Below are 23,768 nucleotides of genomic sequence, written 5' to 3' on the forward strand. Positions count from 1 at the left end.
ATTTTCGCCCGTATCCTGCGCGGCGAGATCCCGAATGACACCGTGGCCGAGAATGATCACGCGCTGGCCTTTCGCGACATCACGCCGCGCGCGCCGACGCATGTTCTGGTGATCCCCAAGGGGAAATATGTCAGCTTTGACGATTTCGCGACCAACGCCCCGCCTGATGAAATCACCGGCTTCATGCGGCTTTGCGCCGATGTGGCCCGGCAAGAGGGCGTGTCGCTGGAAGGCGGCAACGGCTTTCGCGCTATTGCCAATGCAGGCCCCGACGGCATGCAAGAGGTGCCGCATTTCCACCTGCACATCCTGGGCGGCCGCCGTTTGGGTGCGCTGGTGGCGGACGGGTAACGGGGGGCAGGTCAGCCCCGCGTCAATTCGACAAAGACATCCTCAAGATCGGGCTGTTCGCTGGCCACGTCGATGATTGGCACGCCCGCGCCGCGCAGCGCGTCCAGCAACTGATCGGCGCGGATGCGTGACGGGGGATAGCTGATCGCCAGTCGCCCGTCGTCGCGCCATTCGGGGCGGGCACCATCGGGCAGGGCGGGCAGATCCATCCGGCCGCCTGCGTCGATCACCAGCGTCTTGCCATCGGTGCGGCCCAGCAATTCGCGCGTGCCCTGACGCACGATCAGTTCGCCATGATTGATGATGGCAATCTCGTCGCACATCTGTTCGGCCTCTTCCAGATAATGCGTGGTCAGGATGATCGTCATACCGGCGTGATTCAGCTTGCGGACATTGTTCCACAGCATTTCGCGCAGGGTGATGTCCACGCCCGCCGTCGGCTCGTCCAGAACCAGAATGCGGGGGCGGTGAACCAGCGCCTTGGCCAGCAGCAGCCGCCGCTTCATGCCGCCCGACAGGTTGCGCGCATAGGCGTTGGCCTGATCGGTCAGGCCCACCAGTTCCAGCAGTTCATCCGTCCAGCGTTCGGATTTCGGCACCCCGTACAGTCCCGCCTGCACCTCAAGGCTGGCGCGAGGGGTGAAGAACGGATCCATGTTCAGTTCCTGCGGCATCACCCCGATGGCGGCGCGGGACTGGCGCGGGTTCACGTCCTGATCAAAGCCCCAGATCGTGACCTTGCCCGCCGTCTTGTTCACCAGCCCGGCAAGAATGTTGATCATCGTCGATTTGCCCGCACCGTTCGGTCCCAGCAGGCCAAAGATGCTGCCCGCGCGAATCGCCAGATCGATGCCCTTCAGCGCCTCTTTCGCCGGGGCATTGCCCTGCGCGGCATAGGTCTTGCGCAGATTCTGGATTTCGATGGCATTTGACATGGTTCAGGTCCTGGCAGAGCTTGCGAAAACGGGCGGTGCTGGGATAATGGGTTAGATCAGATGATGCCCTCCGCGACAAGAAGGCCCGCCATGACCCAAGTGACGCCCGGAACTTTGCTGTCCACCGATCAGGAACCCGACGCGATGAAAATGCCCGCGCCTGAAACGGTGACTGTGACCAGCCGCAAGGTGGCCTGCGACGGCGATGACGCGCTTGGGCTGGGTCATCCGCGTGTCTGGCTGGTGATCGCGCCGGAACAGGGCTTTGTCGATTGCCCCTATTGCGACAAGCGTTTCGTGCTGGATGCCGAGCACGCGCAAGAGGATCATTAACGAAATCTCGCCAGCAGTCGCCTTTTGGGGGCGCAAAGCCCCCCGGCCTGACGCTTATTGCCTGCCGCGCGCCGCATCCAGCGCGTTGACTGAACTTGCGCGGACGCCATGTTCAAAGATCAGCCATGTCTGCGACGATTTCACTTTCAGGACGCCACCATAAAATTCCATAGCGGTGGCCGATTGCAGCACCGAGAGAAAGCGGTTTTCCAGCTTCATGTCCTTGCAGGCCATCTCGGTCGAGACGATGGGCGACAGGGCCAGCAGCGGCAATTCCGCATTGTTGTCGGCGGAATAGCTGTTGCAGGGGCCCTGACCGGACAGGCGGCTTTCCTCGACCAGCATGGTCACGTCGCGCAGCGGCACGGTCTGGCCGTCCATGCCGACCAGCACGTAATTGCCGCCGGGAATAAAGCCCGTATCCCTGACGCCATCGGGCGTCGCCTGCGGCGCGGGTTCGCACGCGGCAAGGGCAAGGCCGGCGGTGATCAGAACAGTGACAAGGCCGGGTCTGGCAAGACGGGACATAATGCTTCTCCGCAAGGACAATCAGGTTTTATGCGCGGCGAATCCGCTTTGATGCCAGCACTCTAGCCCGTTTTCCGCTATCCCAACAAGCGCCGGGCGATGACCTGCGCCTGAATCTCGGCCGCGCCTTCAAAGATATTCAGGATCCTTGCGTCGCAAAGGACACGGCTGATCTGGTATTCCAGCGCAAAGCCGTTGCCACCATGGATTTGCAGCGCATTGTCCGCCGCCGCCCATGCCACCCGCGCGCCCAGCAGCTTGGCCATCCCGGCCTCAAGATCGCAGCGATGGCCGTGATCCTTTTCCCAGGCGGCGAAATAGGTCAACTGACGCGCGATCATGATTTCGACGGCCATCATCGCCAGCTTGTCGGCGACGCGGGGGAAATGGATAAGCGCCTTGCCGAATTGCTTGCGGTCCAGCGCGTATTGCAGGCCCAGCTCCAGCGCGTTCTGAGCCACGCCAATGGCGCGGGCGGCGGTTTGGATGCGCGCCGATTCAAAGGTTTGCATCAACTGCTTGAAGCCTTGGCCGGTCACGCCGCCCAGAAGGTTCTTGCCCTTGACCTCGAATCCATCAAAGCCAAGCTCGTATTCCTTCATGCCACGATAGCCCAGAACCTCGATCTCGCCGCCGGTCATGCCGGGGGTTGGGAAGGGGTTCACGTCGTCGCCCGGCGTCTTTTCGGCGATGAACATCGACAAGCCGCGATAATCGGTCGTGTCGGGTTCGGTCCGGGCCAGCAGCGTCATGATATGGGTGCGCGCGGCATGGGTGATCCAGGTCTTGTTGCCCGTCACTTTCCAGTTGTCGCCGTCGCGCACGGCGCGGGTGCGCAGGCTGCCCAGATCGCTGCCGGTATTGGGTTCGGTAAAGACGGCGGTGGGCAGGATCTCGCCGCTGGCCAGTTTCGGCAGCCACTGTTCCTTTTGCTCATCGGTGCCGCCGCCCAGGATCAGTTCTGCCGCGATCTCGCTGCGGGTGCCAAGGCTGCCGACGCCGATATAGCCGCGCGACAGTTCTTCCGAGACGACGACCATCGCCGCCTTGGACATGCCCAGACCGCCCAGATTTTCCGGTATGGTCAGACCAAAAACGCCCAGTTCAGACAGCTCGTCGATGATCTCGATCGGGATGAAATCGTCCTTCAGATGCCATTCATGGGCATGGGGTACGACTTTGTCATCGGCCCAGCGGCGGAACTGATCGCGGATCATTTCCAGATCCTCGTCAAGGCCGGACTTGCCGAAGGTTGCGGCCCCCTTGTTATCAGCGATCAGCGCGGCCAGCCCGGCGCGGGCCTCGGGCGAATTGCCGGCCATCAGCGCGCGCGCCGCATCCGAGGGCTGCCAGTCCACGCCCAGATCGGCGAGGCGGGCGAATTCGTTCTGGCTCATCAGGATGCCGCCGGCGATCTGGGACAGGTATTCGCCAAAGCCGATTTGCAGGATCAGCCCCTCGATCCCGCCCGAGACGCGGCCCGACCATGCGGCAAGCTGTTTCAGTGCCTCGACATAGGTGGCCAGCCAGGACAGGGCATGCGCGGCGTGCTGATGCGTTTCCAGCAGCGCCGCGTCCACCTTGCCGCCCGGCGCAACCACGGCGCGCAGGTTTTCGACGGCACGGGCCTGAAGGGCCTCGATCTCGGGCAGGACTGTTGCGCTAAGCTGGGACATGTCTTTCATCTCGATTCGACCTTTTGCGGCATCGCGGCATTGCTAGTGACTTCGCATGTGCAGCGCAACTATTTTGCGCCAATCGGGCAATCTGCGACCTAAAATGTCTTGCGCGCCGGCCGGGTCTGCATATTGGCCGGGCAGGATTTTCAATTTCTGTGTGCTGGCATAATGTCCGGCGCATGTTCGGGCTGGACATCTGGCAATTCTGGATCGCGTTCGCGATCACCGCCTTCGCGGGTTTCGTGAAGGGGGCGATAGGCTTTGCCATGCCGATGATCATGTTGTCGGCATTCGGCTCGGTCATGCCGCCGACCACGGCGCTGGCGGCGCTGATCCTGCCGACGCTGCTGTCCAATGTCCAGCAGACATTCCGGCAGGGCCCGGCCGAGGCACTGCGTTCGGCCACGGAGTTCCGCTGGCATATCGCCATGGTGCTGATCTTCATCTGCGTGTCCGCCGGATTTGCCCGCGCCATTCCGCAGGGCGTGATGCTGATCCTGCTGGGTGTGCCCATCGTGATCTTTGCCCTGTGGCAATTGTCGGGCAGGCCGCTGCGCCTGCCGACCGATCACCGCCGCCGGGCCGAGATCGTCACAGGCATCGTCGGAGGCTTGTATGGCGGCATTTCGGGGATCTGGGGACCACCGTTGATCGTGCTGCTGCTGTCGCTTGGCGTGGACAAGCGCGAACAGGTCCGCGTGCAGGGGGTGGTTTTTCTGATGGGGGCGGTGGTGCTGACAGCGGCGCATCTGACCTCGGGGGTGCTGAACGCCCGGACGTTGCCATTGTCGGCGATCCTGTGCCTGCCCGCATTTGCGGGCATGCTGGCCGGGTTTGTCTTGCAGGACCGGCTGGATGTGGTGCAGTTTCGGCGCTGGACGCTGGTGCTGCTGGTTCTGACCGGGCTGAATCTTGTCCGCCGTGCCTTTGCGATCTGGATGTAAAATGACCGACCCCGCCGACCTGACCGCCCGCCTGATCCGCTGCCCCTCGGTCACGCCTGACGAAGGGGGAGCGCTGATTTTGCTGGCCGATATGCTGACCGCCGCCGGATTTCATGTTCGGCGCGTGGATCGGGGCGGCACGCCCAATCTGTTCGCGCGTTGGGGGGCAAAGGGTGCCAGAACCTTTGGTTTCAACGGGCATACCGACGTGGTGCCTCCGGGCGACCCGGCATCCTGGAAGCATCCGCCCTTCAGCGGGCATCTTGCCGACGGGATGATCTGGGGGCGGGGGGCCACCGACATGAAATCGGGCGTCGCGGCCTTCGTCGCGGCGGCCATCGATTTCGTGACCGAAACACCCCCCGAAGGCGCGGTGATCCTGACCATTACCGGCGATGAAGAGGGGCCGGGCAAGCATGGCACAACCGCTCTGCTGGACTGGATGACCGATCAGGGCGAAAGGATGGATGTCTGTATCGTGGGCGAGCCGTCCAACCCCGACCATATGGGCGAGATGATGAAGATCGGGCGGCGCGGCTCGGTCACGTTCCGCATCCGGGCGAAGGGGGTGCAGGGACATGCCGCCTATCCGCACCGGGCGAAAAACCCGCTGCACGCGCTGACCCGTTACCTGAACGACCTGATCGCCGTGCCGCTGGACGCGGGCACCGACCATTTCGACCCCTCGGGCCTGCAAATCACCAGCATTGATTGCGGCAATCCGGCCTCGAACGTGATCCCCGAGACGGCGACAGCGGTGGTCAATATCCGTTTCAACGACCTGCATAGCGGCATGTCGCTGACCCGCGACCTGACCGCGCGTGCCAGCGCCATCGGCGATGAAACCGGCGTTTCCATCAGCATCGACACCGACATCTCGGGCGAGGCCTTCCTGACCCGGCCTGGCCCCTTTGTCGATCTGGTCCGGGGCGTGGTGCAGGCGGAAACCGGGCGCGTGCCGGAACTGTCCACCTCGGGCGGGACGTCGGATGCGCGTTTCGTCAAGGATCATTGCCCGGTCGTGGAATTTGGTCTGGTCGGGCATTTCATGCATCAGGTGGACGAACGAGTTCCCGTTGCGCAGATTCATCAGCTAAAACAGATTTATCAGCGCATTTTGCAGGAGTATTTTGCATGAGGATCGAACTGACCGATGACGTCGCCGCTTGCCGGGCCCTGCGCCACACCGTCTTTGTTCAGGAACAGGGTGTCCCCGAATCCCATGAATGGGACGAACTGGACAGTCAGGCAATTCATCTGATTGCGTGGCAGGATGGCGAGGCGGTGGGAACTGCGCGCATCCTGCCCAAGGGCAATATCGGCAAGATCGGCCGCGTCTGCGTTCTGCCCGAGGCGCGGGGCACGGGGCTTGGATCGGCCCTGCTGCGCGCGGCGATGGATGTGCTGCGTTCGCGGACGGGGATCACCCATGCCCGGTTGGGCGCGCAGGAACATGCGGTGGGTTTTTATGAAAAGCTGGGTTTCATCCCCGATGGCGATGTTTATGACGAGGCCGGAATCCCTCATCGCGACATGATTCGCGAACTTTGACCAGACGGCAGGCCCGGTGATGACCCAGATCCCCAGCAAGCAGCAGATCATGGAATGGGTCGCGGACAATCCCGACGCCAATTCCAAACGCGACATCGCCAAGGCGTTCGGGATCAAGGGTGCCGCCCGGATCGAGCTGAAGCGTCTGCTGAAGGAATTGCAGGCCGAGGGGCTGCTGGAGCGTCGCCGCAGGCACTATCTGGATGCTGAAAAGCTGCCACCGGTCACTGTGGTGGAACTGCTGGCCCCCGATGGATCAGGCGATCTGTTCGTGCGCCCGCTGGAATGGCGGGGCGAGGGGCCGGTACCGCGCATCCTGTACATCCCGCGCGACAGCGACCCGGCACTTGGGCGGGGCGAGCGGTTTCTGGCCCGCCTGACCGAGGTTGCGGGCGGGGATGTTCAGTATCAGGCGCGGCTGATGCGGCGCATTACCGCCGCGGCCCATCGCATCACCGGCATTTTCCGCAAAGAGGCCGAGGGCGGGCGCATCCTGCCCATCGACAAGGGGCAGGATCGCGAATGGCGCGTCCGCCATGATGCCACGCTTGGCGCCGAAAACGGCGAGCTGGTGCAGGCCGAACAAGCCGGGCCAAGGGGGCGGCTGGGTCTGCCCATGGCGCGCATCGTCGAAAGGCTGGGCGATCCTTCCGCACCTCGCGCCGTCAGCCTGATCGCCATTCATCAGCACGGCATCCCCGACGAATTTCCCGATGCCGTCATCCGTGAGGCCGAGGCACAAAAGCCCGCCACGATGACGGGGCGCGAGGATCTGCGCGGTCTGCCTCTGGTCACGATCGACCCGGCGGACGCGCGGGACCATGACGATGCTGTTGCGGCCTTTGCCGAGGATGACGGCGGCGCGACGATCTGGGTGGCCATCGCCGATGTCGCCCATCACGTCCGCCCCGGCAATGCGCTGGACCGCGAGGCCTGGGCGCGCGGCAACTCGACCTACTTTCCCGACCGCGTGGTGCCGATGCTGCCCGAGGCTCTGTCCGCAGATCTGTGTTCGCTGCATCAGGGCGTGGACCGTCCGGTCATCGCCGTCAGGATGCGGCTGGACGGGCAGGGCAACAAGATCGCCCATGATTTCCACCGCGGCATGATGAACAGCCGCGCATCGCTGGCCTATGAGCAGGCGCAGGCGGCGGCGGATGGTTCCCCCGATGACCAGACCGCGCCGCTGATGGACAGCGTGATCCGGCCCCTGTGGCACGCCTATGCCTTGCTGAAACAGGCCCGCGAAGGCCGTCAGCCGCTGGATCTGGACCTGCCCGAACGCCGCATCGAACTGACCGCCGATGGCCGGGTGAAATCGGTGAATTTCCGTGACAGGTTCGACGCGCACCGGTTGATCGAGGAATTCATGGTTCTGGCCAATGTCGCCGCCGCCGAGGAACTGACCCGCCGTCAGCGCCCGCTGCTGTTTCGTGTCCACGAAGAACCCAGCCCCGACAAGATCGACGCGCTGCGCGAGGTGGCGCAGGCATCCGGCTTTACGCTGGCAAAGGGGCAGGTCTTGCAGACCAGCCATCTGAACCGGCTGCTGGCCCAGGCGCAGGGCAGCGATTTCGATGAACTGATCAATATCAGTACCCTGCGGTCCATGACGCAGGCCTATTACCACCCTGAAAATTTTGGGCATTTCGGGCTGGCGCTGAAAAGCTATGCGCATTTTACCTCGCCCATCCGCCGCTATTCCGATCTGGTCGTCCATCGCGCGCTGATCAGCGGGCATGGCTGGGGCAAAGACGGGTTGTCCGCTCAGGATATGGACCGAATGGCCGAAACCGCGATACATATCAGCGAGACCGAGCGCCGTTCCATGGCCGCAGAACGCGACACGACCGACCGTTATCTGGCTGCCTATCTGTCCGAACGTGTGGGCACGGAAATGTCTGGCCGGATCAGCGGCATCCAGCGCTTTGGCGCGTTTGTGAAACTGGATGAGACCGGTGCCGACGGGTTATTGCCGATCCGTGAGATAGGGCAGGAATATTTCCATTTCGACCCCGACGCGCAGATGCTGATCGGGGCCGATACCGGGCTGGAAATCGGCATCGGCCAGCGCGTGACCGTCCGCCTGTCCGAGGCGATTCCGATGACCGGCGGGCTGACGCTGGAGCTGATCGAGCTGGAGGGCCGGACCCTGCCGCGCGGTCCGCAAAAGGGTAAACGCGGTCGCGCGCCGCGCCGCATGTCCACGAAATCGCGCCTGTCCGAGATCAAACGCGCGGCCAAGCGCAGGCGCAAGCGTTAGGGAGGGGGGCGGCGCGCCGCCCCCGGTTGGTTACAGCAGCAACAGCAGCCCGCCGATCACCACCCCGGTGATCAACAGCATGACCACGCAAAAGCCCATGATGTCGCGCGCCTTCAACCCGGCAATCCCCAGCATCGGCAGCGCCCAGAAGGGTTGCAGCATGTTTGTCCATGCATCGCCCCAGGCCACGCCCATGACGACGCGCGGAATATCGGCCCCCAGCGCCTGCGCCGCCGGCAGCATGACCGGGGCCTGAACCGCCCATTGCCCGCCACCCGAGGGCACAAAGACGTTCACGATTCCGGCGCTGATAAAGCTCCAGAAGGGCAGGGTCTGCGCGGTCGAGATCGAGACGAACCATTCCGAAAGGCTGGCGGCCAGCCCGCTGCCGGTCATGATCGCCATGATGCCCGCATAGAACGGGAACTGGATCACGATTCCGGCCCCGCCGCGGATGCCTTCGTCCAGCGCATTCAGCAGGTTGCGCGGTGTGCCGTGAAAGATGATGCCCAAAAACAGGAACAGAAAGTTCACCACGTTCAGGTTGATGCCGCCGTTATTGGCAAAGTGGATTGCCAGCCAGATCAGGCCGGGCACGCCGACCGCCCACATCAGTACGGGGCTGTTTTCCATGTACTCGGCCGGGGTGGCGTCACGGCCAGGGGGGGTGGGGGGCGCAGCCTCGGCCAGCAGGGCGGGGTTGACCAGAACCTGCTCGGCCGGGTCGGGCAGCATTGACAGATTGACCAGCGGTACGACGATCACCACTGCCGCCACGATGATCAGGTTCCAGACCGAAAAGATCGTCAGCGAGGTTGGGATGACGCCGATCTGTTCGGCGGTGAAATGCCCCTCGGTCGCGATGGTCAGCGGGATCGAACCCGACAGACCGCCATGCCAGATGATAAAGCCCGAATAGGCGGCGGCGACCAGAAGGCGGTAATCGACGCGGACCTGACGGGCCAGCTCCTTGGCGAAGATCGCGCCGACGACCAGCCCGAACCCCCAGTTGATCCAGCTTGCAGCGAGCGACACCAAAGACACCAGCACAATGGCCGATGCCGGGGACGAAGCCGCCCCGGCCAGCATCCGCAGCACCCGCTTGATCGGGGGCGAGCTGGCCAGAATGAAGCCGGTCACAAGCACCAGCAGCATCTGCATCGAGAATTGCAGCAGCGCCCAGAACCCGTCGCCCCACATGCGGATCAGCGCGACGGGGCTTGTGCCTTGGGTCGTGACGGCGGCAATGGCGGCAACGAGGGTCAGGACCAGAACGAAGATGAAGGCATCCGGCAGCCATCGCTCCATCAGGCGCGTGGCGGGCCGGGACAGGATTTTCAACATGAAACTCTCTCCCAGAAGTCCCTGACAGGCTGGGGCAATGTCACGAAAAGTTCAACCCGTCGGGGCAGGGTTTTCGCGCAGGCAGCGGGCGGGCCGCCTGCGCAAAGCCTCAGGATTCGCGGAAGGCGCGATTGAAATAATCAGCCAGCGGCTTCAGCAGATAGCTCATCGGGCTGCGTTCGCCGGTCTGGACGTAAACCTCGACCGGCATCCCCGGCACCAGGTCAAGATCGCCCAGCTTGTCAAGCTGTTCGGTCGGGATCGTTACCTCGGCCCGGTAATAGGGGGTGCGAGTCTGTTCATCCATCAGCGCATCAGCCGAAACCTTGGACAATTCGCCATCGATTTCCGGTGTGGTTCGCGACGAGAAGGACGAAAAGCGCAGAACGACCTGCTGTCCGACATGAATTTCGTCGACATTGATCGTTGGGATGCGGGCACCGATCACCAGTGGCCGGTCCTGCGGGATGACATAAAGCAGCGGTTCCGCCGGCCGGATGACCGAGCGCGGTGTCGTCACCTTCAGGTCATAGACGATACCCGCGACGGGCGCGCGGATTTCCAGCCGGTTGATCTGTTCGGTCAGGCTGCGCCGACGCTCGGCCAGTTCCAGTTCGCGATAACCAAGATCGCGCAACTCGGTTTCGGCATCCTCGCGGCGTTTGGCGTTCAGTTGCAGCCGCTCGATATCCAGTTCGGTCTGCTTGGTTTCGGCGGCGGCGCGATTGGCCTGCAATTCGCCGATCTGGCCCTCGATCCGCGCACTTTCGCGTTGCAGCGCCAGCACCCGAGACGCCTGTGCCAGGCCGCGATCAAGCAGTGTCTGCTGGTCTTTCAGTTCTTCGCCAATCAGGTCACGCTGAGAGGACAGCGCCTTGAGCTGTGCGTCGATCCCGACAACCTGGGCTTTCACCTGTTCGGTCTGCTTGGCAAGCTGTTCCAGCCCTTGCCGGATCGTGTCACGGCGGGCGACGAACAGGCTTTCCTGCCCCTTGACCATGTCGGCCACCTTGCTGTCGGTTCTGGCGAAGGTGACAAGCTCGTCGCTGAAGCTGATATTCTCGGCATCTGCGCGTTCGGCCTCCAGTCGACCGCGTCGCGCAAGAATTTCGAAATATTGCCCCTCGACGATGGTCAGTTCGGTTGTCAGCAATGTGCCATCCAGCCGGATCAGCGGCTCGCCGGCGGCGACCGATTTCCCCTCGGTCACAAGAATTTGCTCGACCACGCCGCCATCGGGATGCTGGACCACCTGACGCTGCTGTTCGACCTCGACCTGCCCATGGGCGACCACCGCGCCCGAGATGCGGCTTTCGACGCCCCAGACCCCAAAGCCGCCCACCAGCATCAGGATGGACAGCATGCCCACCAGCATCGGGCGGCGAACCGACCAGCGGCCCGGATCCGGAGGCGTCAGCGGCGGGGGCGGCGGCAGGGGCTGCGCGGGCGGGATCGCCGGCGGCTGGGGCTGTGGCCCTTTTTCGGCGACACCGGTCTCGGCCGGGCGGGTCGGCAATTGCCGGTTCTGGTCTGGCGGCGCGGAAGGGCCGGTTGCGGTTTTCGCGGACCCGCCCCGGACCGGCCATGGCAGGCTTTCGCCCGGACCCGGCGCTGGCTCTGCCGTGCCGCGTGTACGGCGCGGCTGTTCAGCGGCCTCGGCGTCAGGTTGTCCGTGCTTGTTTCCGGGCTTTTCGGGCCGGGTTTCGGGTGCCTCTGGCTCTGGGCCTGCTTCTGGCGCTGCCTTGCCTTCGGTGGCCGACGGCGGCTCTGCCGCAGTCTCGTCCGGGCGTGTTGCGGCTGGCTGCTGCTTTGCCGCCGGGGTGGTGGTGGCCTCTGCCGGCTGTTCTGAACCGGCGGGCTTGAGGCTTTCGTCCTCGCTCATGTCACGCCTCCTGCGCGGCCTGCCTCTTGCGATTTGAGAATCTGGGCAGAGTTCTGAACCATTTCCTTCAGGACCTGATCACGCGGGCCAAAGGCACGGCGCATGCCCTGTTCCATCACCAGAAGCAGCTCGCATTCGTTGATCGCGGCGGGGCGGTGAGCCATGATAATGACCGCGCCGCCCTGCGCCTTGACCCGGCGGATCGCCTGATTCAGCGCCTCGGATCCCTGATTGTCCAGATTCGAGTTCGGTTCGTCCAGAACCAGCAGAACCGGATCGGGATACAGCGCCCGCGCCAGCCCGATCCGCTGGATCTGGCCGCCCGAAAGCCGCCCCGAGGTCTGGCTGATTCGCGTGTCATAGCCGTTGGGCAGATCAAGGATCATCTGATGCGCGGCGGCGGCCTGTGCGGCGCGGACCACGCGGTCGGGGTCGGGTTCGGGCGACAGCCGGGCGATATTGTCGGCGATGGTGCCGTCGAACAGTGTCACCTGCTGCGGCAGATAGCCAATCAGATTGCCCAGAACGTCGGGATTGAACTGATCCAGCGTTGCGCCGCCCATACGGATCGAACCGGCCGCGACCGGCCATGCGCCGATCAGCGCCCGCGCCAGCGTGGTCTTTCCCGCGCCCGACGGACCGATGACCCCCATCGCCTGCCCCGGAGCCAGCGCAAAGCTGACCCCGCGCACCGTTGCGGCGTTCTGTCCCGGCGGGATCACGCTAAGCTGGCGGACATCGATATGCGCCTGCGGGCGGGGCAGTGGTGTCAGGTCACGGTCGGGCGGTTGCCGGCTGAGCAGCCGCGCCAGCCGGTCCCAGCCATCCTGCGCGGCCTGCACCAATGCCCAACCGCCGACAAGCTGTTCGACGGGGGCCAGCGCGCGGCCCATCATGATTGAACTGGCGATCATCGCGCCGGGCGTCACCTCTTGGCGCAGGACCAGATAGGCCCCGGCGGCCAGCATGGCGCTTTGCAGAAACAACCTGAAACTGCGCGAAAAAACGGTAAAGCCCGACGAAACGTCGGCCCCCTTGACGGCCTGTTCCTGCGCCTCGTTCCGGGCCTTGCGCCAGCGGGTATAGGTCGCGCCGCGCATGCCCAGGGCGCTGATCACCTCGCCCTCGTCGCGATAGAGATCGGCCATTCGTTGCGCCTGACCTGCCGCGATCGAGGCGTTTTGCAGCGGTGCCTTGGACATCATCCGGTTGGTGATGGTCGTGACGATCAGGATCAGGCCACCAATGGTTGCGACCACGCCCAGAAGCGGGTGGAACATATAGACGGCGGCCAGAAACAGCGGTGCCCAGGGCAGATCGAAAATCGCCAGTAATACGGGCGAGCCGATGAAACGCTGGACGGAATCCAGGTCGCGCAGCCCGCTGGCGGTCGCCATCGCCTCGTTCCCGCTGACCGCGCCCTCGCGCAGGGCGGCGGTGAATACCCGGCCCTCAAGCTGATCCATGAAGCGGGCGGCGATTCGCTGTGTGATACGGTTGCGGGCCAGATCGACCACGCCCATCATCAGGAACAGGAATACGACCAGCAGAAACAGCGCCGTCAGCGTCTCGACCGAGCGCGAGGCCAGAACGCGGTCATAGACCTGCAGCATGAACAGCGGCCCGGTCAGCATCAGCAGGTTCACCGCTGCCGAGAACAGGCCCACGGCCAGGAAAAGGTTGAACCCGGCCGCCCTTGCGCGGCGAAGTTCCTTGGCGCCATCGGCGGGAATTGGAGGTCTGGTCATTGAAAGCCTGTCATAATAATCCGTTCCGGCCGTGCCCTTCATTGCCGATCAGAGTGTGGCGCCCTTGCCGCCGGTCGTTCCGGCCAGTATTCCCTGACCAACGACCTTCCGGGCGGGCGTGACCGCCACCTTTGAAAATCCTAGCGGGAAAAGGTTAGAAATTCCTTTGCGTGTCAAGCTACAACCGGCCAGCATTTCATGCCTTGCACTGATCACTGCCTTGTCGGGCTGTGCGTCGAGGCCCGTAAATGAAAACGGGATCACGATCAACGATCCTTACGAAGGTATGAACAGACATATCCATAACTTCAACAAGGGACTGGACAGCCACGTTATCGGCCCAACTGCGGATCTGGTCAAGGGGGATGACGGCGCGCCGAAGGACGGGCAGCCGGGTCTGGCCGATATGGTCATCAATATTGGCGCGAATCTGTCCCTGCCCGGCAAGGTCGTGAACAGCCTGCTGCAAGGCCGGCCCGACCCTGCGGCGCAGAACCTGCTGCGCTTTGCTGTCAATTCGACGGTGGGCATCGGCGGCCTGATGGATCCGGCGGGGTTCCACATGGGCCTGACCGAGGTGGATACCGATTTCGGCCAGACCATGGCGGTCTGGGGTGTGCCGGAAGGGGCCTATGTCGAACTGCCGGTCCTTGGCCCCTCGACCCAGAGGGACACGGTGGGCAAGGCGGTCGATCTGGTGATCGATCCCTGGCGTTTCGCGCTGGATACGCCGGAATGGCTGGGGACGATCGGGCTGCGCGCTGCCTCAAAAGCCGGTGAGCGGGCGCGTTTCAGCGACACTGTGGATAGCGTCATGCAGGGCAGTACTGATAGCTATGCGCAGACGCGGCTGATCTATTTGCAGCATCGCCGCCACGATGTCGGAGAAAGAGGTGACGCAATTGACCCATATGCAGAAAATGACGCCGACCCCCATGCCATCGACCCTTACGCGGCAGAATAGCCGTCGTGCCTTTCTGTCGCTGATCGGCGCGGCGGGCGCGGTCGGGATGCTGCCCCGTGGCGCGTGGGCGATGACATCCGACGGCGCGCTGGCGCTGATCCGCAAGGCCACGTCCGAGGTTTACGGCGTCATCAACTCGGGTCAGGAACCCGCGCGGATGTATCAGCAATTCGAGACGATCTTTGCGCAATATGCGGATGTGAACATTATCGCACGATCCGCCCTTGGTCCCGCCGCGCGGCAGGTCGGCGCGCAGCAATTTGCCAGCTACCGGCAGGCGTTTCAGGGCTATATCGGGCGCAAATACGGCGCGCGTTTCCGGGAATTCATCGGCTCGAAGGTCGAGGTCCAAAGCGCGCGACCGCTGAAAAGCTTTTTCGCCGTTACCTCGGTCGCCTATCTGAACGGGCGCGCGCCGATGGAGGTCGAATGGCATGTGTCCGACAAGTCGGGCAGCCCGCGCTTTTTCAACCTGATCATCGAGGGCGTGAACATGCTGGCCACCGAAAGGGCCGAGGTGTCGGCCATGCTGGCCCGCGACAAGGGCGATATCGCCGCGCTGACGGCGGATTTGCAGCGGGCCGGTTAGGCCCCCGCGCCCCGCCTCGCTGGTGGCAAGGCAGGGCGAAAGCTCAGTTCCCGCCCAGAATATCCCGCAGCGCCTGACCCAGTGCATCATTGGATTCGCTGGTGGTGCTGTTGCCGGGGGTGCGTGGGGCTGTGCCGCCGCCGCCGCCGTTGATCGCATCGGCAAGGGCCGAGGCCAGCGGATCGTCGGCAGACCCCGAAGTCACGATCTTCGGCGTTCCGTTCGTGCCATCCGACAGGATGATCCCGCTGCCATCGGGCGAGACGGTGGACAGCGGCAGGACTGGCAACCCGTCATGGATTTCGGTCATCACCGCCTGCCAGATCTCGGCGGGCAGACCGCCGCCGGTCACGTCGCTGAGCGGCGTGTTGTCATCGTAACCCATCCAGACGCCGGTGACATATTGCTCGGTAAAGCCCAGGAACCACGCGTCGCGATAGCTGCTGGTAGTGCCGGTCTTGCCCGCTGCCGGACGCTCGCCCAGCTTGGCGCGGGTGCCGGTGCCGGACTGGATCACCTGTTCCATCATATAGATCAACTGGCCTGCCGCGCGCTGGCTGATGACGCGTTCGCCCAGCCCCCCCAACTGGCCCATCAGCGGCTGATCGTCGCCCTTGATGCGCAGCTCGATCAGGCCATAGGGCGCGACGGCGGTGCCGCCATTGCGGATGCCCGCATAGGCGCCCGTCAGCTCCAGCAGCGTTGCCTCGGATACACCCAGCCCCAGCGAAGGGCTGGAGGTCAGGTTGCTGACGATCCCGAAATCCTGCGCGACGCGCTGAACCGCCTTGCGGCCAATGGCCTCTTGCACGCGGATCGTGGCGGTGTTCAGCGACCGTTTCAGCGCATCGGTCAGCGTCACATCGCCATAAAACTTGCGGGTATAGTTCTGCGGAGACCAAGGCCTGCCACCGGGAATGCGGATCGTCAGAGGGCCGTCATGGACCCTGTCCTGTGGCGTATAGCCCGCATCCAGCGCCGCCGCATAGACAAAGGGCTTGAAACTGGAACCGGTCTGCCGCTTGGCCTGAGTGGCGCGGTTGAATGCGCCGTTCACCGTGGTGTCGCGCCCGCCGATCATGGCACGGACCGCACCATCCGCCGACATCACGACCACCGCAACCTGCGCCTTGCTGCCCGATTTCACCTTGCCGTCAAAGACCCGCGACATGGCGCGTTCGGCCGCGCGCTGGATGCGCTGGTCGAAGGTGGTGGTGATGGTCACGTCCTCGGTCGTTTCGCTGGTCAGGAAGCCGGGACCGGATTCCATCACCCAGTCGGCGAAATAGCCGCCCGCCCGCGCCGCCGCCGCCCGCGACAGCTCGGCCGGGTGCGTCTTGGCATCGGTATATTGCGCGTCGTCCAGATAGCCCTGTTCATGCATCAGGCCCAGAATCACGTCCGCCCGATCCTGCGAGCGTTGCAGGTTCGCGGTCGGTGCGAAATAGCTGGGGGCTTTCAGCAGACCGGCCAGCATCGCGGCTTCGGATGCCGTAACGTCGCTGGCATGCTTGTTGAAATAGCGCTGGCTGGCAGCCTCGAATCCGCGCGCGCCGCCGCCCAGATAGGAACGGTTCATATAGATGTTGAGGATGTCGTCCTTGGAATATTTCGCCTCAAGCGCAAGGGCGAAGGGAACCTCTTTGATCTTGCGCCAGATGCTGCTGACACGGCAATAGGCTTCGAACTCGGCCTCGTTCTTCCAGCGGATCGGGTCAAAGGTCTCGCCCAGGCACAAAAGCTTGGCGACCTGCGTGGTGATGGTCGAGCCGCCATGCCCGTCCAGCGCGCCGCGCCCCTCGGACCGGTTGATCCGCATCGCGCCCGCGATGCCGATGGGATCGACGCCCAGATGCATGTAATACCGCTTGTCCTCGGTCGCGATCACGGCTTCGCGCAGGACAGGGGCGATCTTGTCATTGCTGACCGCGCCGTAAATCTCGCCCCGCCAGGCGAATACGCGACCGTCGCGGTCCAGCATGGTGACGCTGCCGCGCTGTCGTGCATCGAACAGATCCTGTGGCTCGGGCAGACCCGCATAGTAATAGGCCGAGGCCCCGCCCACGATCAGCGCCAGCACCATCGTCAGCCGCCAGGCAGAGCCCCAGACGACCCGCCAGATCAGGCCGGCCGTGCCCGCGATGGTCCGCGTCAGGACATTGCCGCGCCGGGGCGGGCGGCTGCGGCGTTTCCGGGCCGGTTTCTTCGGCGGGGTGCTTGCGGTGCTGCGCTTGTCGGCAACGGGGCTGCGGCCCGTGCGCCTTGATGTGCCGGTGGGTCGTTTCATTTCTGCTTATGCCTGATCTGCTCGACCGACTGACGCGGCCATTGACCAAAGACCTTACAACAAGAATGCCGGGCAGGGAATTACCCTGACCAATCCGTGATCGGGGCGTCAGCAAAGGCCCGCTGGAAAGGCAAAAGGCCCGGTCGGAACCGGGCCTTCGCGCCTGTAGAGGGCTGGTCAGTTATAGGCGTTTTCGCCGTGGGTGGTGATGTCCAGCCCCTGCCTTTCGTCGTTATGGGGAACGCGCAGGCCGATTGCGGCCTTGACGATATGGATCGCGACAAAGGACACGATGGCCGACCAGACGATCGCGATCACCACGCCCAAGACCTGCGAATAGACCTGACCGGCCATGCTGAACGGGGCCACGCTGTCGGTCGCGTAATCCCACACGCCCGTACCGCCAAGCGACGGCGCGGCAAAAACCCCGGTCAGGATCGCGCCGACGATGCCGCCCACGCCGTGAATGCCGAACACATCCAGCGAATCGTCCACATTCATCCGCATCTTCAGGCTGACGACCACATACATGCAGATCAGTCCGGCGATCAGCCCGATCACGATGGCACCCATCGGCCCGACAAAGCCCGCCGCAGGGGTGATGCCGACCAGCCCGGCAATCGCACCGGACACCGCGCCCAGAAGGCTGGGATGGCCGCGCATCGCCCATTCGCCAAAGGACCAGGCCAGCGTGGCGGCGGCGGTGGCGACAGCCGTGTTGACCATGGCCAGCGCGGTCAGGCCGTTCGCCTCAAGGTTGGAACCGGCGTTGAATCCGAACCAGCCGACCCACAGCAGGCAGCCTCCGATCAGGGTAAAGGTCAGGTTATGGGGGGCCAGCAATTCGCGCTTATAGCCCAGACGCGGACCCGCGACCCATGCCGCGACCAGCCCCGCCACGCCCGCGTTGATATGAATGACCGTGCCGCCCGCGAAATCCAGCGCGCCATGGCCGAACAGCAGCCCCGAGGGCGCGTCAAAGGCGCTGGGGCCGCCCCACCACCAGACCATATGCGCCATGGGCAGATACGAGAAAAAGAACCAGATCACCACGAACATCAGGATCGCGGCGAATTTCATCCGCTCTGCCGTGGCCCCGACGATCAGCGCGCCCGCGATGCAGGCAAAGGCCATCTGGAAGATCACGAAGGACAGTTCGGGGATGACGACGCCTTTCGAAAAGGTCTCGATCACGGCATCGGTGCCCACACCCGCCAGAAACATCTTCGACAGCCCTCCGACAAAGGGCGTCAGCACCCCCGCCGAGGCCGCGTCGCCCGCCCCCGTAAAGGCCAGCGAATAGCCGAACATCACCCAAAGCAGCACCATCACGCAGAACACGCTGAGCACTTGCATCAGTACTGACAGCACGTTCTTGCCGCGCACCAGCCCGCCATAGAACAGCGCCAGCCCCGGCAGCGACATCATGATGACAAGGATCGCCGAGATCAGCATCCAGGTCGTATCCCCCTTGTCCGGCGTGGGCACGGCCTCTTGCGCAAAGGCGGGCAGGGCGGTCAGAAGGCCAAGGACGGCCAACAGCGAAACAGTTTGTTTCATTCGTTCAATCCCCGAAGTCACGGCGCGCTTTGCGCCGCCATTGCCGAATGCCTCGACAATTCGGCGGGCATGCACAAGGAAAGGGCAACGCCGAAAACGGCCGAAACCCGATATGCCCGAATTTTATGCAAATACGCACGCAATTGCCGATTTTGACGACAGTTCCCTTTTCCGTTCCGACCAGATGCCCCCCCGGCTTGTCCTGCCCGCGCCGCATTTCCCATCAAATAGGGGATGGCAGCCGGTCCGGCGGCTGCGCAGGCAGACAGGTGACGAACATGAAAAAGACGTTTTCCCTTATCGCGGCGCTTGGGCTGGGGCTTGCCCTGCCCGCTGTCGCGCAGGACGCCCCGACCGAGGCCGCCCCCGCTGTCAGCGCCGAAGCGGTCTATATCTTCAACACGCTGCTGTTCCTGATCGGGGGCTTTCTGGTCATGTGGATGGCGGCGGGCTTTGCGATGCTTGAGGCGGGGCTGGTCCGGTCCAAAAATGTCACCACCCAGCTTTTCAAGAACGTGTCCATCTTTGCCATCGCCGGGATCATGTATTGGCTGATCGGTTATAACCTGATGTATCCCACAGACTGGTCGGTTCCCGGCATCATCGGCGAGATATTTGCCCCGAAAAGCCTTGATCCGGTCGGGGTGGGGGTCGCGGATGACGGCTATTCCGCAGGATCGGACTTCTTCTTTCAGCTCATGTTCTGCGCCACTACCGCCTCGATCGTCTCGGGCACTCTGGCCGAACGCGTGAAGCTGTGGCCCTTCATGATCTTCACCGTCATCCTGACCGGAGTGATCTATCCCGTCGAGGCAAGCTGGCAATGGGGCGGAGGCTTCCTGTCCGAAATGGGCTTTTCCGATTTCGCCGGATCGACGCTGGTGCATGCAACGGGGGGGTTCGCGGCATTGGCGGGTGCCATCATCCTTGGCGCACGCCGGGGAAAATATCGCGCCGATGGCCGAATGCAGCCGATGCCGGGGTCAAATCTGGCGCTGGCGACATTGGGGACATTCATCCTGTGGCTGGGCTGGTTCGGCTTCAACGGTGCTTCGCAGCTTGCCATCGGATCGGTCAATGATGCCGCCGATGTCAGCCGGATTTTCGTGAACACCAACATGGCCGCCTCGGCCGGGGCCATAGCGGCGGTGGTCGTGACGCAGCTTGTCTATGGCAAGATCGACCTGACCATGGTGCTGAACGGCGCGCTGGCCGGGCTGGTCTCGATCACCGCTGAACCGCTTTACCCGTCGGTCTTTGGCGCGCTGCTGATCGGGGCCGTTGGCGGAGGGATCGCGGTCATGGTCGTGCCGATGCTGGACAGGCTGAAGATCGACGACGTGGTCGGCGCCATTCCCGTCCATCTGGTCGCGGGGGTCTGGGGCACGCTGGTCGTTCCGGCTTCGAACCCCGCGACCAGCTATGTCACGCAGTTGACCGGAATTGTCATCATTGGCGCCTTTACCTTCGTCCTCAGCGCCGTGATCTGGAGCGTTCTGAAAACGACCATGGGCATCCGCGTCGATCAGGAAGCCGAGATCACCGGCCTCGACGTGTCCGAGATGGGCATGGAGGCCTATCCCGACTTCGTTCAGGCCAAATGACCCGGACGACAACCTCTCCTCCCTGGGAAGGGTGGGCTTTGGCCCGCCCTTTCTGGTGGGTCAGGCGACCCGGCTGACGACGAAATCGGCCAGATCGGACAGCATCGCACGGATCGGATGCGACGGCAGGGCCGACAGCGCCGCCTTGGCGCGGCCCGCCCATTCCAGCGCGTCGGCCTGCGCGGCCTGCATCGCGCCATGCCGCGCCAGCAGGGTCAGCGCATGTTCCAGATCGCCGTTGCGCTGATCGCCCTGTTCGATGACCCGCTGCCAGAAGGCGCGTTCTTCGGCATCCGCCTTGGCAACGGCCTTGATCACCGGCAGGGTCAGCTTGCGTTCGCGGAAATCGTCGCCGACATTCTTGCCGATCGTTTCGGTGGCGCCGCCGTAATCCAGCAGGTCATCGACAATCTGAAAGGCGATGCCCAGGGCGTCGCCATAGTCGAAAAGCGCACGCACCTGATCCTCGGGTGCGTCCGCAATCACGCCGCCAACCTCGGTCGCAGCCGAAAACAGGGCGGCGGTCTTGCCGCGAATGATTTGCAGATAAACCGCCTCGTCGGTGCGCAGATCCTGTGCCGCCGACAGTTGCAGCACCTCGCCCTCGGCGATCACGGCGCTGGCATTGGCCAGAATTTCCAGCGTGCGCAGATTGCCCGGCTCGACCATCAATTGAAAGCTGCGGGCGAAAAGGTAATCGCCGACCAGCACCGAGGATTTGTTGTCCCACAGCAGATTCGCTGTGGGCCGCCCCCGCCGTTGCCGGCTTTCATCGACCACATCATCATGCAGCAGAGTGGCGGTGTGGATGAATTCGACCGTCGCGGCCAGATGCACATGATATGCGCCGCCATAACCCAGCAACCTGGCCGCCGCCAGCGTCAGCATCGGTCGCAACCGCTTGCCTCCGGCGTCAATCAGATGGGCCGTCACCTCGGGAATGCGCGGCGCGTGCCGACTGGACATGCGGTCGCGGATCAGTTCATTGACTGCCTCCATCTCGACCGACAGGGCCGAGGCTAACTGATCCAGTGGTTTCAGGACGGTTTCGTTCACACCCATGACCATACCCCGTTTCTGGCCAAAGGCATTGCCACGCCATCGACAATTGCGCAACAGCAACCTAACATTTTCGCGATGAAAGAGCTGTTCCGAACCACCGATATCGTCCGTTTGTCGCATGCGGTCAGCGTGTTGCGCGATGAGGGGATTTGTGCATTCGAAATCGACCGGCACATGAGCGTGCTGGAGGGATCCATCGGAATCCTGCCGCGCCGCCTGATGGTCGCCGACCGCGACGAATTCATGGCGCGGGCGATCCTGCGGGACACGGGCCTGCATGAATGACCTGCGCGATGACGGCTTTCTGAATGGCCGCCTGCGGATCTGGCAGCCGGCGCGGGGCTTTCGTTCGGGTGCGGATGCGGTGATGCTGGCGGCGGCCTGTCCGGCGCGGACGGGGCAGGCGGTGCTGGAACTGGGCTGCGGGGCGGGCGTGGCCAGCCTGTGTCTGGGCTGGCGCGTGCCGGGGGCGATTCTGACCGGGCTGGAACAGCAAGGGGATTATGCCGCGCTGGCTCGACAGAACGCGGCGCGAAATGACATCGGGATGCGGGTTCTGACCGGCGATCTGGCCTGCATGCCGGGGGAATTGCGCGGAACATCTTTCGATCACGTCATCGCCAACCCGCCTTATTTCATGGCCGGAACCCCCGCCGCCGATGCCGGGCGTGCCGGTGCCCGGCAGGAAATGACGCCGCTGTCGCAGTGGATCGATGCCGGGTTGCGGCGATTGCGACCGGGCGGGTTTCTGACGGTCATTCAACGCACGGACCGGCTGGATGCACTGATTGCCGCGTTGACGGGGCGGGCCGGGGGAATCACCATTCTGCCCATTGCCGCCCGCGCGGGGTACGAGGCGGGGCGCGTCATCCTGACCGCGCGCAAGGGCGCGCGCGGTCCGCTGCGGCTGCTGGCCCCCTTTGTGATGCATCAGGCCGAACGGCATTCGCGGGATGGCGAGGATCTTTCCCCTGCCGCCATTTCGGTTCTGCGGGACGGGCAGGCGATCAATTTTCCGCTCACTCGCATTTGAAACAAATCACTTTGCGAAACAATCGTGACAAAGGAATTGATCTGTGCTGCAATCGCGATGTTCGACACCAACCACCGAGGAGGGCGCAATGTCGGTTACTTCCCATGTCGAGGAACTTCGCAAAAAGCATCAGATGCTGTCGGAGGCCGTTGAAAAGGCTCAGAAAAGCCCTGGATCCAGCGACTTCGAAATCAGTCAGATGAAGCGCGAAAAACTTCGCCTCAAGGAAGAGATTTCCCGGCTGTCCCACTGATCGTTGAACAGATCCGTTGAGCAGTGACATTTATATGCACACGGCCCGCGCGATGCGCGGGCCGTGATCGTTTTTCTGGGTCTGATGACAGGTCAGACGAAGAACTGGCCACCATTGGCGCTGATGGTCGAACCGGTGATGAAACCAGCCTCATCCGAGGCCAGGAACACGACGCAGCGCGCGATTTCCTCGGGCTCGCCCAGACGACCCACGGGGATCTGCGGGATGATGCGTTCGTTCAGCACCTTTTCATCAATCGCCCGCACCATCTCGGTTCCGATATAGCCGGGGCAGATCGCGTTCACGGTGATTCCCGCCCGCGCACCTTCCTGAGCCAGCGCCTTGGTAAAGCCCAGATCGCCAGCCTTGGCCGCCGAATAGTTTGCCTGACCGGCCTGACCTTTCTGTCCGTTGATCGAGCTGATATTGACGATGCGACCGAACTTGCGATCGCGCATGCCGGTCCAGACCGGATGGGTCATGTTGAACAAGCCCGTCAGGTTCGTGTCGATCACGTCTTTCCACTGCTGCGGGCTCATCTTGTGGAACATGGCGTCCCGCGTGATGCCAGCGTTGTTGACGAGAACGGCAACCGGTCCCAGCGTGTCCTCGACCTGCTTGATGCCTGCGGCGCAGGCGTCGTAATCGGCGACCGACCACTTGAAGGTCTGGATTCCGGTTTCGGCGGTAAAGGCCTTGGCGGCATCGTCATTGCCGGCATAGTTCGCCGCAACGGTGTAGCCCGCATCCTTGAGCGCCTTCGAGATGGCCGCGCCGATTCCGCGCGATCCTCCCGTCACCAATGCAACTTTAGACATGTATCCTCCCTTTGGAATTGGATCAGCATGTAATCTTGCT

23 protein-coding genes are annotated in these 23,768 nt (G+C 63.5%); 12 read left to right on the forward strand and 11 right to left on the reverse strand.

Translation table 11 applies throughout. The features are described from left to right. A partial coding sequence (locus tag ACK5L9_RS14110; protein WP_416912105.1) for an HIT domain-containing protein occupies window positions 1-351 on the forward strand: 351 nt, incomplete at its 5' end. An 11-nt stretch (window positions 352-362) separates the two neighbouring features. Here the strand turns inward: ACK5L9_RS14110 and ACK5L9_RS14115 are convergent. After that, the gene (locus ACK5L9_RS14115) at window positions 363-1,286 is read right to left on the reverse strand and encodes an ABC transporter ATP-binding protein (protein ID WP_416912106.1); all 924 of its coding nucleotides are present in this window, start codon (window positions 1,284-1,286) and stop codon (window positions 363-365) included. A 90-nt stretch (window positions 1,287-1,376) separates the two neighbouring features. Here ACK5L9_RS14115 and ACK5L9_RS14120 point away from each other — a divergent pair, with 90 nt between their 5' ends. Continuing rightward, window positions 1,377-1,619, forward strand: a complete 243-nt coding sequence (locus tag ACK5L9_RS14120) for a zinc-finger domain-containing protein (RefSeq protein ID WP_416912107.1) — start codon at window positions 1,377-1,379, stop codon at window positions 1,617-1,619. Between the two features lie 54 nt (window positions 1,620-1,673). On the opposite strand, the gene ACK5L9_RS14125 is transcribed toward ACK5L9_RS14120, so the two are convergent. Then, window positions 1,674-2,147, reverse strand: coding sequence for an META domain-containing protein (locus tag ACK5L9_RS14125; protein WP_416912108.1), 474 nt, complete (start codon window positions 2,145-2,147; stop codon window positions 1,674-1,676). A gap of 77 nt (window positions 2,148-2,224) precedes the next feature. After that, complete coding sequence (locus ACK5L9_RS14130; RefSeq protein ID WP_416912109.1) at window positions 2,225-3,832, reverse strand: acyl-CoA dehydrogenase family protein; 1,608 nt, start codon at window positions 3,830-3,832, stop codon at window positions 2,225-2,227. A gap of 173 nt (window positions 3,833-4,005) precedes the next feature. On the opposite strand from ACK5L9_RS14130, the gene ACK5L9_RS14135 reads away from it, so the two are divergent. Genes ACK5L9_RS14135 through rnr form a run of 4 tightly spaced genes read left to right on the forward strand, consistent with a single transcriptional unit; the run spans window position 4,006 to window position 8,584 of the window. Next, window positions 4,006-4,770 carry a sulfite exporter TauE/SafE family protein gene (locus tag ACK5L9_RS14135; RefSeq protein ID WP_416912110.1) on the forward strand — a complete coding sequence of 255 codons (765 nt, stop codon included), beginning with the start codon at window positions 4,006-4,008 and terminating at the stop codon, window positions 4,768-4,770. Between the two features lies 1 nt (window position 4,771). Next, window positions 4,772-5,908 (forward strand): succinyl-diaminopimelate desuccinylase, encoded by a 1,137-nt coding sequence (gene dapE / locus ACK5L9_RS14140; protein ID WP_416912111.1) that lies wholly within the window; start codon window positions 4,772-4,774, stop codon window positions 5,906-5,908. Further along, complete coding sequence (locus ACK5L9_RS14145; RefSeq protein WP_416912112.1) at window positions 5,905-6,321, forward strand: GNAT family N-acetyltransferase; 417 nt, start codon at window positions 5,905-5,907, stop codon at window positions 6,319-6,321. The genes dapE and ACK5L9_RS14145 overlap by 4 nt, the downstream gene beginning before the upstream one ends. A 19-nt stretch (window positions 6,322-6,340) precedes the next feature. Next, complete coding sequence (gene rnr / locus ACK5L9_RS14150) at window positions 6,341-8,584, forward strand: ribonuclease R (protein WP_416912113.1); 2,244 nt, start codon at window positions 6,341-6,343, stop codon at window positions 8,582-8,584. A 30-nt stretch (window positions 8,585-8,614) separates the two neighbouring features. On the opposite strand, the gene ACK5L9_RS14155 is transcribed toward rnr, so the two are convergent. The 4 genes from ACK5L9_RS14155 to ACK5L9_RS14170 all read right to left on the reverse strand — a co-directional run bounded on the left by ACK5L9_RS14155 (window position 8,615) and on the right by ACK5L9_RS14170 (window position 13,822). Then, entirely contained in the window at window positions 8,615-9,928 is a 1,314-nt protein-coding gene (locus ACK5L9_RS14155) for a short-chain fatty acid transporter (RefSeq protein ID WP_416912114.1), read from the reverse strand. A 109-nt stretch (window positions 9,929-10,037) separates the two neighbouring features. Further along, window positions 10,038-11,303 (reverse strand): HlyD family type I secretion periplasmic adaptor subunit, encoded by a 1,266-nt coding sequence (locus tag ACK5L9_RS14160; protein ID WP_416912141.1) that lies wholly within the window; start codon window positions 11,301-11,303, stop codon window positions 10,038-10,040. A 503-nt stretch (window positions 11,304-11,806) separates the two neighbouring features. Further along, window positions 11,807-13,558: a type I secretion system permease/ATPase gene (locus ACK5L9_RS14165; protein ID WP_416912115.1), complete on the reverse strand. Its 1,752-nt coding sequence runs from the start codon at window positions 13,556-13,558 to the stop codon at window positions 11,807-11,809. A 48-nt stretch (window positions 13,559-13,606) separates the two neighbouring features. Further along, window positions 13,607-13,822 (reverse strand): hypothetical protein, encoded by a 216-nt coding sequence (locus ACK5L9_RS14170; RefSeq protein WP_416912143.1) that lies wholly within the window; start codon window positions 13,820-13,822, stop codon window positions 13,607-13,609. Here ACK5L9_RS14170 and ACK5L9_RS14175 point away from each other — a divergent pair. Both ACK5L9_RS14175 and ACK5L9_RS14180 read left to right on the forward strand, forming a co-directional pair. After that, entirely contained in the window at window positions 13,779-14,522 is a 744-nt protein-coding gene (locus ACK5L9_RS14175; protein ID WP_416912116.1) for a VacJ family lipoprotein, read from the forward strand. The genes ACK5L9_RS14170 and ACK5L9_RS14175 overlap by 44 nt on opposite strands. Next, the gene (locus ACK5L9_RS14180) at window positions 14,494-15,111 is read left to right on the forward strand and encodes an MlaC/ttg2D family ABC transporter substrate-binding protein (RefSeq protein ID WP_416912117.1); all 618 of its coding nucleotides are present in this window, start codon (window positions 14,494-14,496) and stop codon (window positions 15,109-15,111) included. The genes ACK5L9_RS14175 and ACK5L9_RS14180 overlap by 29 nt, the downstream gene beginning before the upstream one ends. Before the next feature lie 43 nt (window positions 15,112-15,154). Here the strand turns inward: ACK5L9_RS14180 and ACK5L9_RS14185 are convergent, their stop codons facing one another. Further along, on the reverse strand, window positions 15,155-17,398 hold the full coding sequence (locus tag ACK5L9_RS14185) for a transglycosylase domain-containing protein (protein ID WP_416912118.1): 2,244 nt from the start codon (window positions 17,396-17,398) through the stop codon (window positions 15,155-15,157). Window positions 17,399-17,575: 177 nt separating this feature from the next. After that, window positions 17,576-18,958, reverse strand: a complete 1,383-nt coding sequence (locus ACK5L9_RS14190; RefSeq protein WP_416912119.1) for an ammonium transporter — start codon at window positions 18,956-18,958, stop codon at window positions 17,576-17,578. A gap of 278 nt (window positions 18,959-19,236) precedes the next feature. Between ACK5L9_RS14190 and ACK5L9_RS14195 the strand changes: the two genes are divergently transcribed. After that, window positions 19,237-20,562 (forward strand): ammonium transporter, encoded by a 1,326-nt coding sequence (locus tag ACK5L9_RS14195; protein WP_416912120.1) that lies wholly within the window; start codon window positions 19,237-19,239, stop codon window positions 20,560-20,562. A 60-nt stretch (window positions 20,563-20,622) separates the two neighbouring features. Here ACK5L9_RS14195 and ACK5L9_RS14200 read toward each other — a convergent pair whose 3' ends face one another. Continuing rightward, entirely contained in the window at window positions 20,623-21,624 is a 1,002-nt protein-coding gene (locus tag ACK5L9_RS14200) for a polyprenyl synthetase family protein (protein ID WP_416912121.1), read from the reverse strand. Between the two features lie 75 nt (window positions 21,625-21,699). Here ACK5L9_RS14200 and ACK5L9_RS14205 point away from each other — a divergent pair, with 75 nt between their 5' ends. The 3 genes from ACK5L9_RS14205 to ACK5L9_RS14215 all read left to right on the forward strand — a co-directional run bounded on the left by ACK5L9_RS14205 (window position 21,700) and on the right by ACK5L9_RS14215 (window position 22,910). Continuing rightward, window positions 21,700-21,909, forward strand: a complete 210-nt coding sequence (locus tag ACK5L9_RS14205; RefSeq protein ID WP_416912122.1) for a DUF2007 domain-containing protein — start codon at window positions 21,700-21,702, stop codon at window positions 21,907-21,909. Then, entirely contained in the window at window positions 21,902-22,657 is a 756-nt protein-coding gene (locus ACK5L9_RS14210) for a tRNA1(Val) (adenine(37)-N6)-methyltransferase (protein ID WP_416912123.1), read from the forward strand. The genes ACK5L9_RS14205 and ACK5L9_RS14210 overlap by 8 nt, the downstream gene beginning before the upstream one ends. Before the next feature lie 88 nt (window positions 22,658-22,745). Beyond that, on the forward strand, window positions 22,746-22,910 hold the full coding sequence (locus ACK5L9_RS14215) for a YdcH family protein (protein WP_416912142.1): 165 nt from the start codon (window positions 22,746-22,748) through the stop codon (window positions 22,908-22,910). A gap of 92 nt (window positions 22,911-23,002) precedes the next feature. On the opposite strand, the gene phbB is transcribed toward ACK5L9_RS14215, so the two are convergent. Further along, complete coding sequence (gene phbB, locus ACK5L9_RS14220) at window positions 23,003-23,728, reverse strand: acetoacetyl-CoA reductase (protein ID WP_416912124.1); 726 nt, start codon at window positions 23,726-23,728, stop codon at window positions 23,003-23,005. Window positions 23,729-23,768 lie beyond the last annotated feature (40 nt).

This window comes from Paracoccus sp. (in: a-proteobacteria) (assembly GCF_047973135.1).
In the GTDB taxonomy this organism is placed as follows: Bacteria; Pseudomonadota; Alphaproteobacteria; order Rhodobacterales; family Rhodobacteraceae; genus Paracoccus.

What these genes read in the sequence shown, in the direction of transcription:
- ACK5L9_RS14120 (WP_416912107.1), top strand. Translation starts at nt 1,377, where the DNA reads ATGACCCAAGTGACGCCCGGAACTTTGCTGTCCACCGATCAGGAACCC.
- ACK5L9_RS14145 (WP_416912112.1), top strand. Translation starts at nt 5,905, where the DNA reads ATGAGGATCGAACTGACCGATGACGTCGCCGCTTGCCGGGCCCTGCGC.
- ACK5L9_RS14130 (WP_416912109.1), bottom strand. Translation starts at nt 3,832, where the DNA reads ATGAAAGACATGTCCCAGCTTAGCGCAACAGTCCTGCCCGAGATCGAG.
- ACK5L9_RS14185 (WP_416912118.1), bottom strand. Translation starts at nt 17,398, where the DNA reads ATGAAACGACCCACCGGCACATCAAGGCGCACGGGCCGCAGCCCCGTT.
- ACK5L9_RS14210 (WP_416912123.1), top strand. Translation starts at nt 21,902, where the DNA reads ATGAATGACCTGCGCGATGACGGCTTTCTGAATGGCCGCCTGCGGATC.
- ACK5L9_RS14160 (WP_416912141.1), bottom strand. Translation starts at nt 11,303, where the DNA reads ATGCTGGTGGGCATGCTGTCCATCCTGATGCTGGTGGGCGGCTTTGGG.
- dapE (WP_416912111.1), top strand. Translation starts at nt 4,772, where the DNA reads ATGACCGACCCCGCCGACCTGACCGCCCGCCTGATCCGCTGCCCCTCG.
- ACK5L9_RS14135 (WP_416912110.1), top strand. Translation starts at nt 4,006, where the DNA reads ATGTTCGGGCTGGACATCTGGCAATTCTGGATCGCGTTCGCGATCACC.
- ACK5L9_RS14215 (WP_416912142.1), top strand. Translation starts at nt 22,746, where the DNA reads ATGTCGGTTACTTCCCATGTCGAGGAACTTCGCAAAAAGCATCAGATG.
- ACK5L9_RS14200 (WP_416912121.1), bottom strand. Translation starts at nt 21,624, where the DNA reads ATGGGTGTGAACGAAACCGTCCTGAAACCACTGGATCAGTTAGCCTCG.
- rnr (WP_416912113.1), top strand. Translation starts at nt 6,341, where the DNA reads ATGACCCAGATCCCCAGCAAGCAGCAGATCATGGAATGGGTCGCGGAC.
- ACK5L9_RS14155 (WP_416912114.1), bottom strand. Translation starts at nt 9,928, where the DNA reads ATGTTGAAAATCCTGTCCCGGCCCGCCACGCGCCTGATGGAGCGATGG.
- ACK5L9_RS14195 (WP_416912120.1), top strand. Translation starts at nt 19,237, where the DNA reads ATGAAAAAGACGTTTTCCCTTATCGCGGCGCTTGGGCTGGGGCTTGCC.
- ACK5L9_RS14115 (WP_416912106.1), bottom strand. Translation starts at nt 1,286, where the DNA reads ATGTCAAATGCCATCGAAATCCAGAATCTGCGCAAGACCTATGCCGCG.
- ACK5L9_RS14125 (WP_416912108.1), bottom strand. Translation starts at nt 2,147, where the DNA reads ATGTCCCGTCTTGCCAGACCCGGCCTTGTCACTGTTCTGATCACCGCC.
- ACK5L9_RS14180 (WP_416912117.1), top strand. Translation starts at nt 14,494, where the DNA reads ATGCCATCGACCCTTACGCGGCAGAATAGCCGTCGTGCCTTTCTGTCG.
- ACK5L9_RS14205 (WP_416912122.1), top strand. Translation starts at nt 21,700, where the DNA reads ATGAAAGAGCTGTTCCGAACCACCGATATCGTCCGTTTGTCGCATGCG.
- phbB (WP_416912124.1), bottom strand. Translation starts at nt 23,728, where the DNA reads ATGTCTAAAGTTGCATTGGTGACGGGAGGATCGCGCGGAATCGGCGCG.
- ACK5L9_RS14190 (WP_416912119.1), bottom strand. Translation starts at nt 18,958, where the DNA reads ATGAAACAAACTGTTTCGCTGTTGGCCGTCCTTGGCCTTCTGACCGCC.
- ACK5L9_RS14165 (WP_416912115.1), bottom strand. Translation starts at nt 13,558, where the DNA reads ATGACCAGACCTCCAATTCCCGCCGATGGCGCCAAGGAACTTCGCCGC.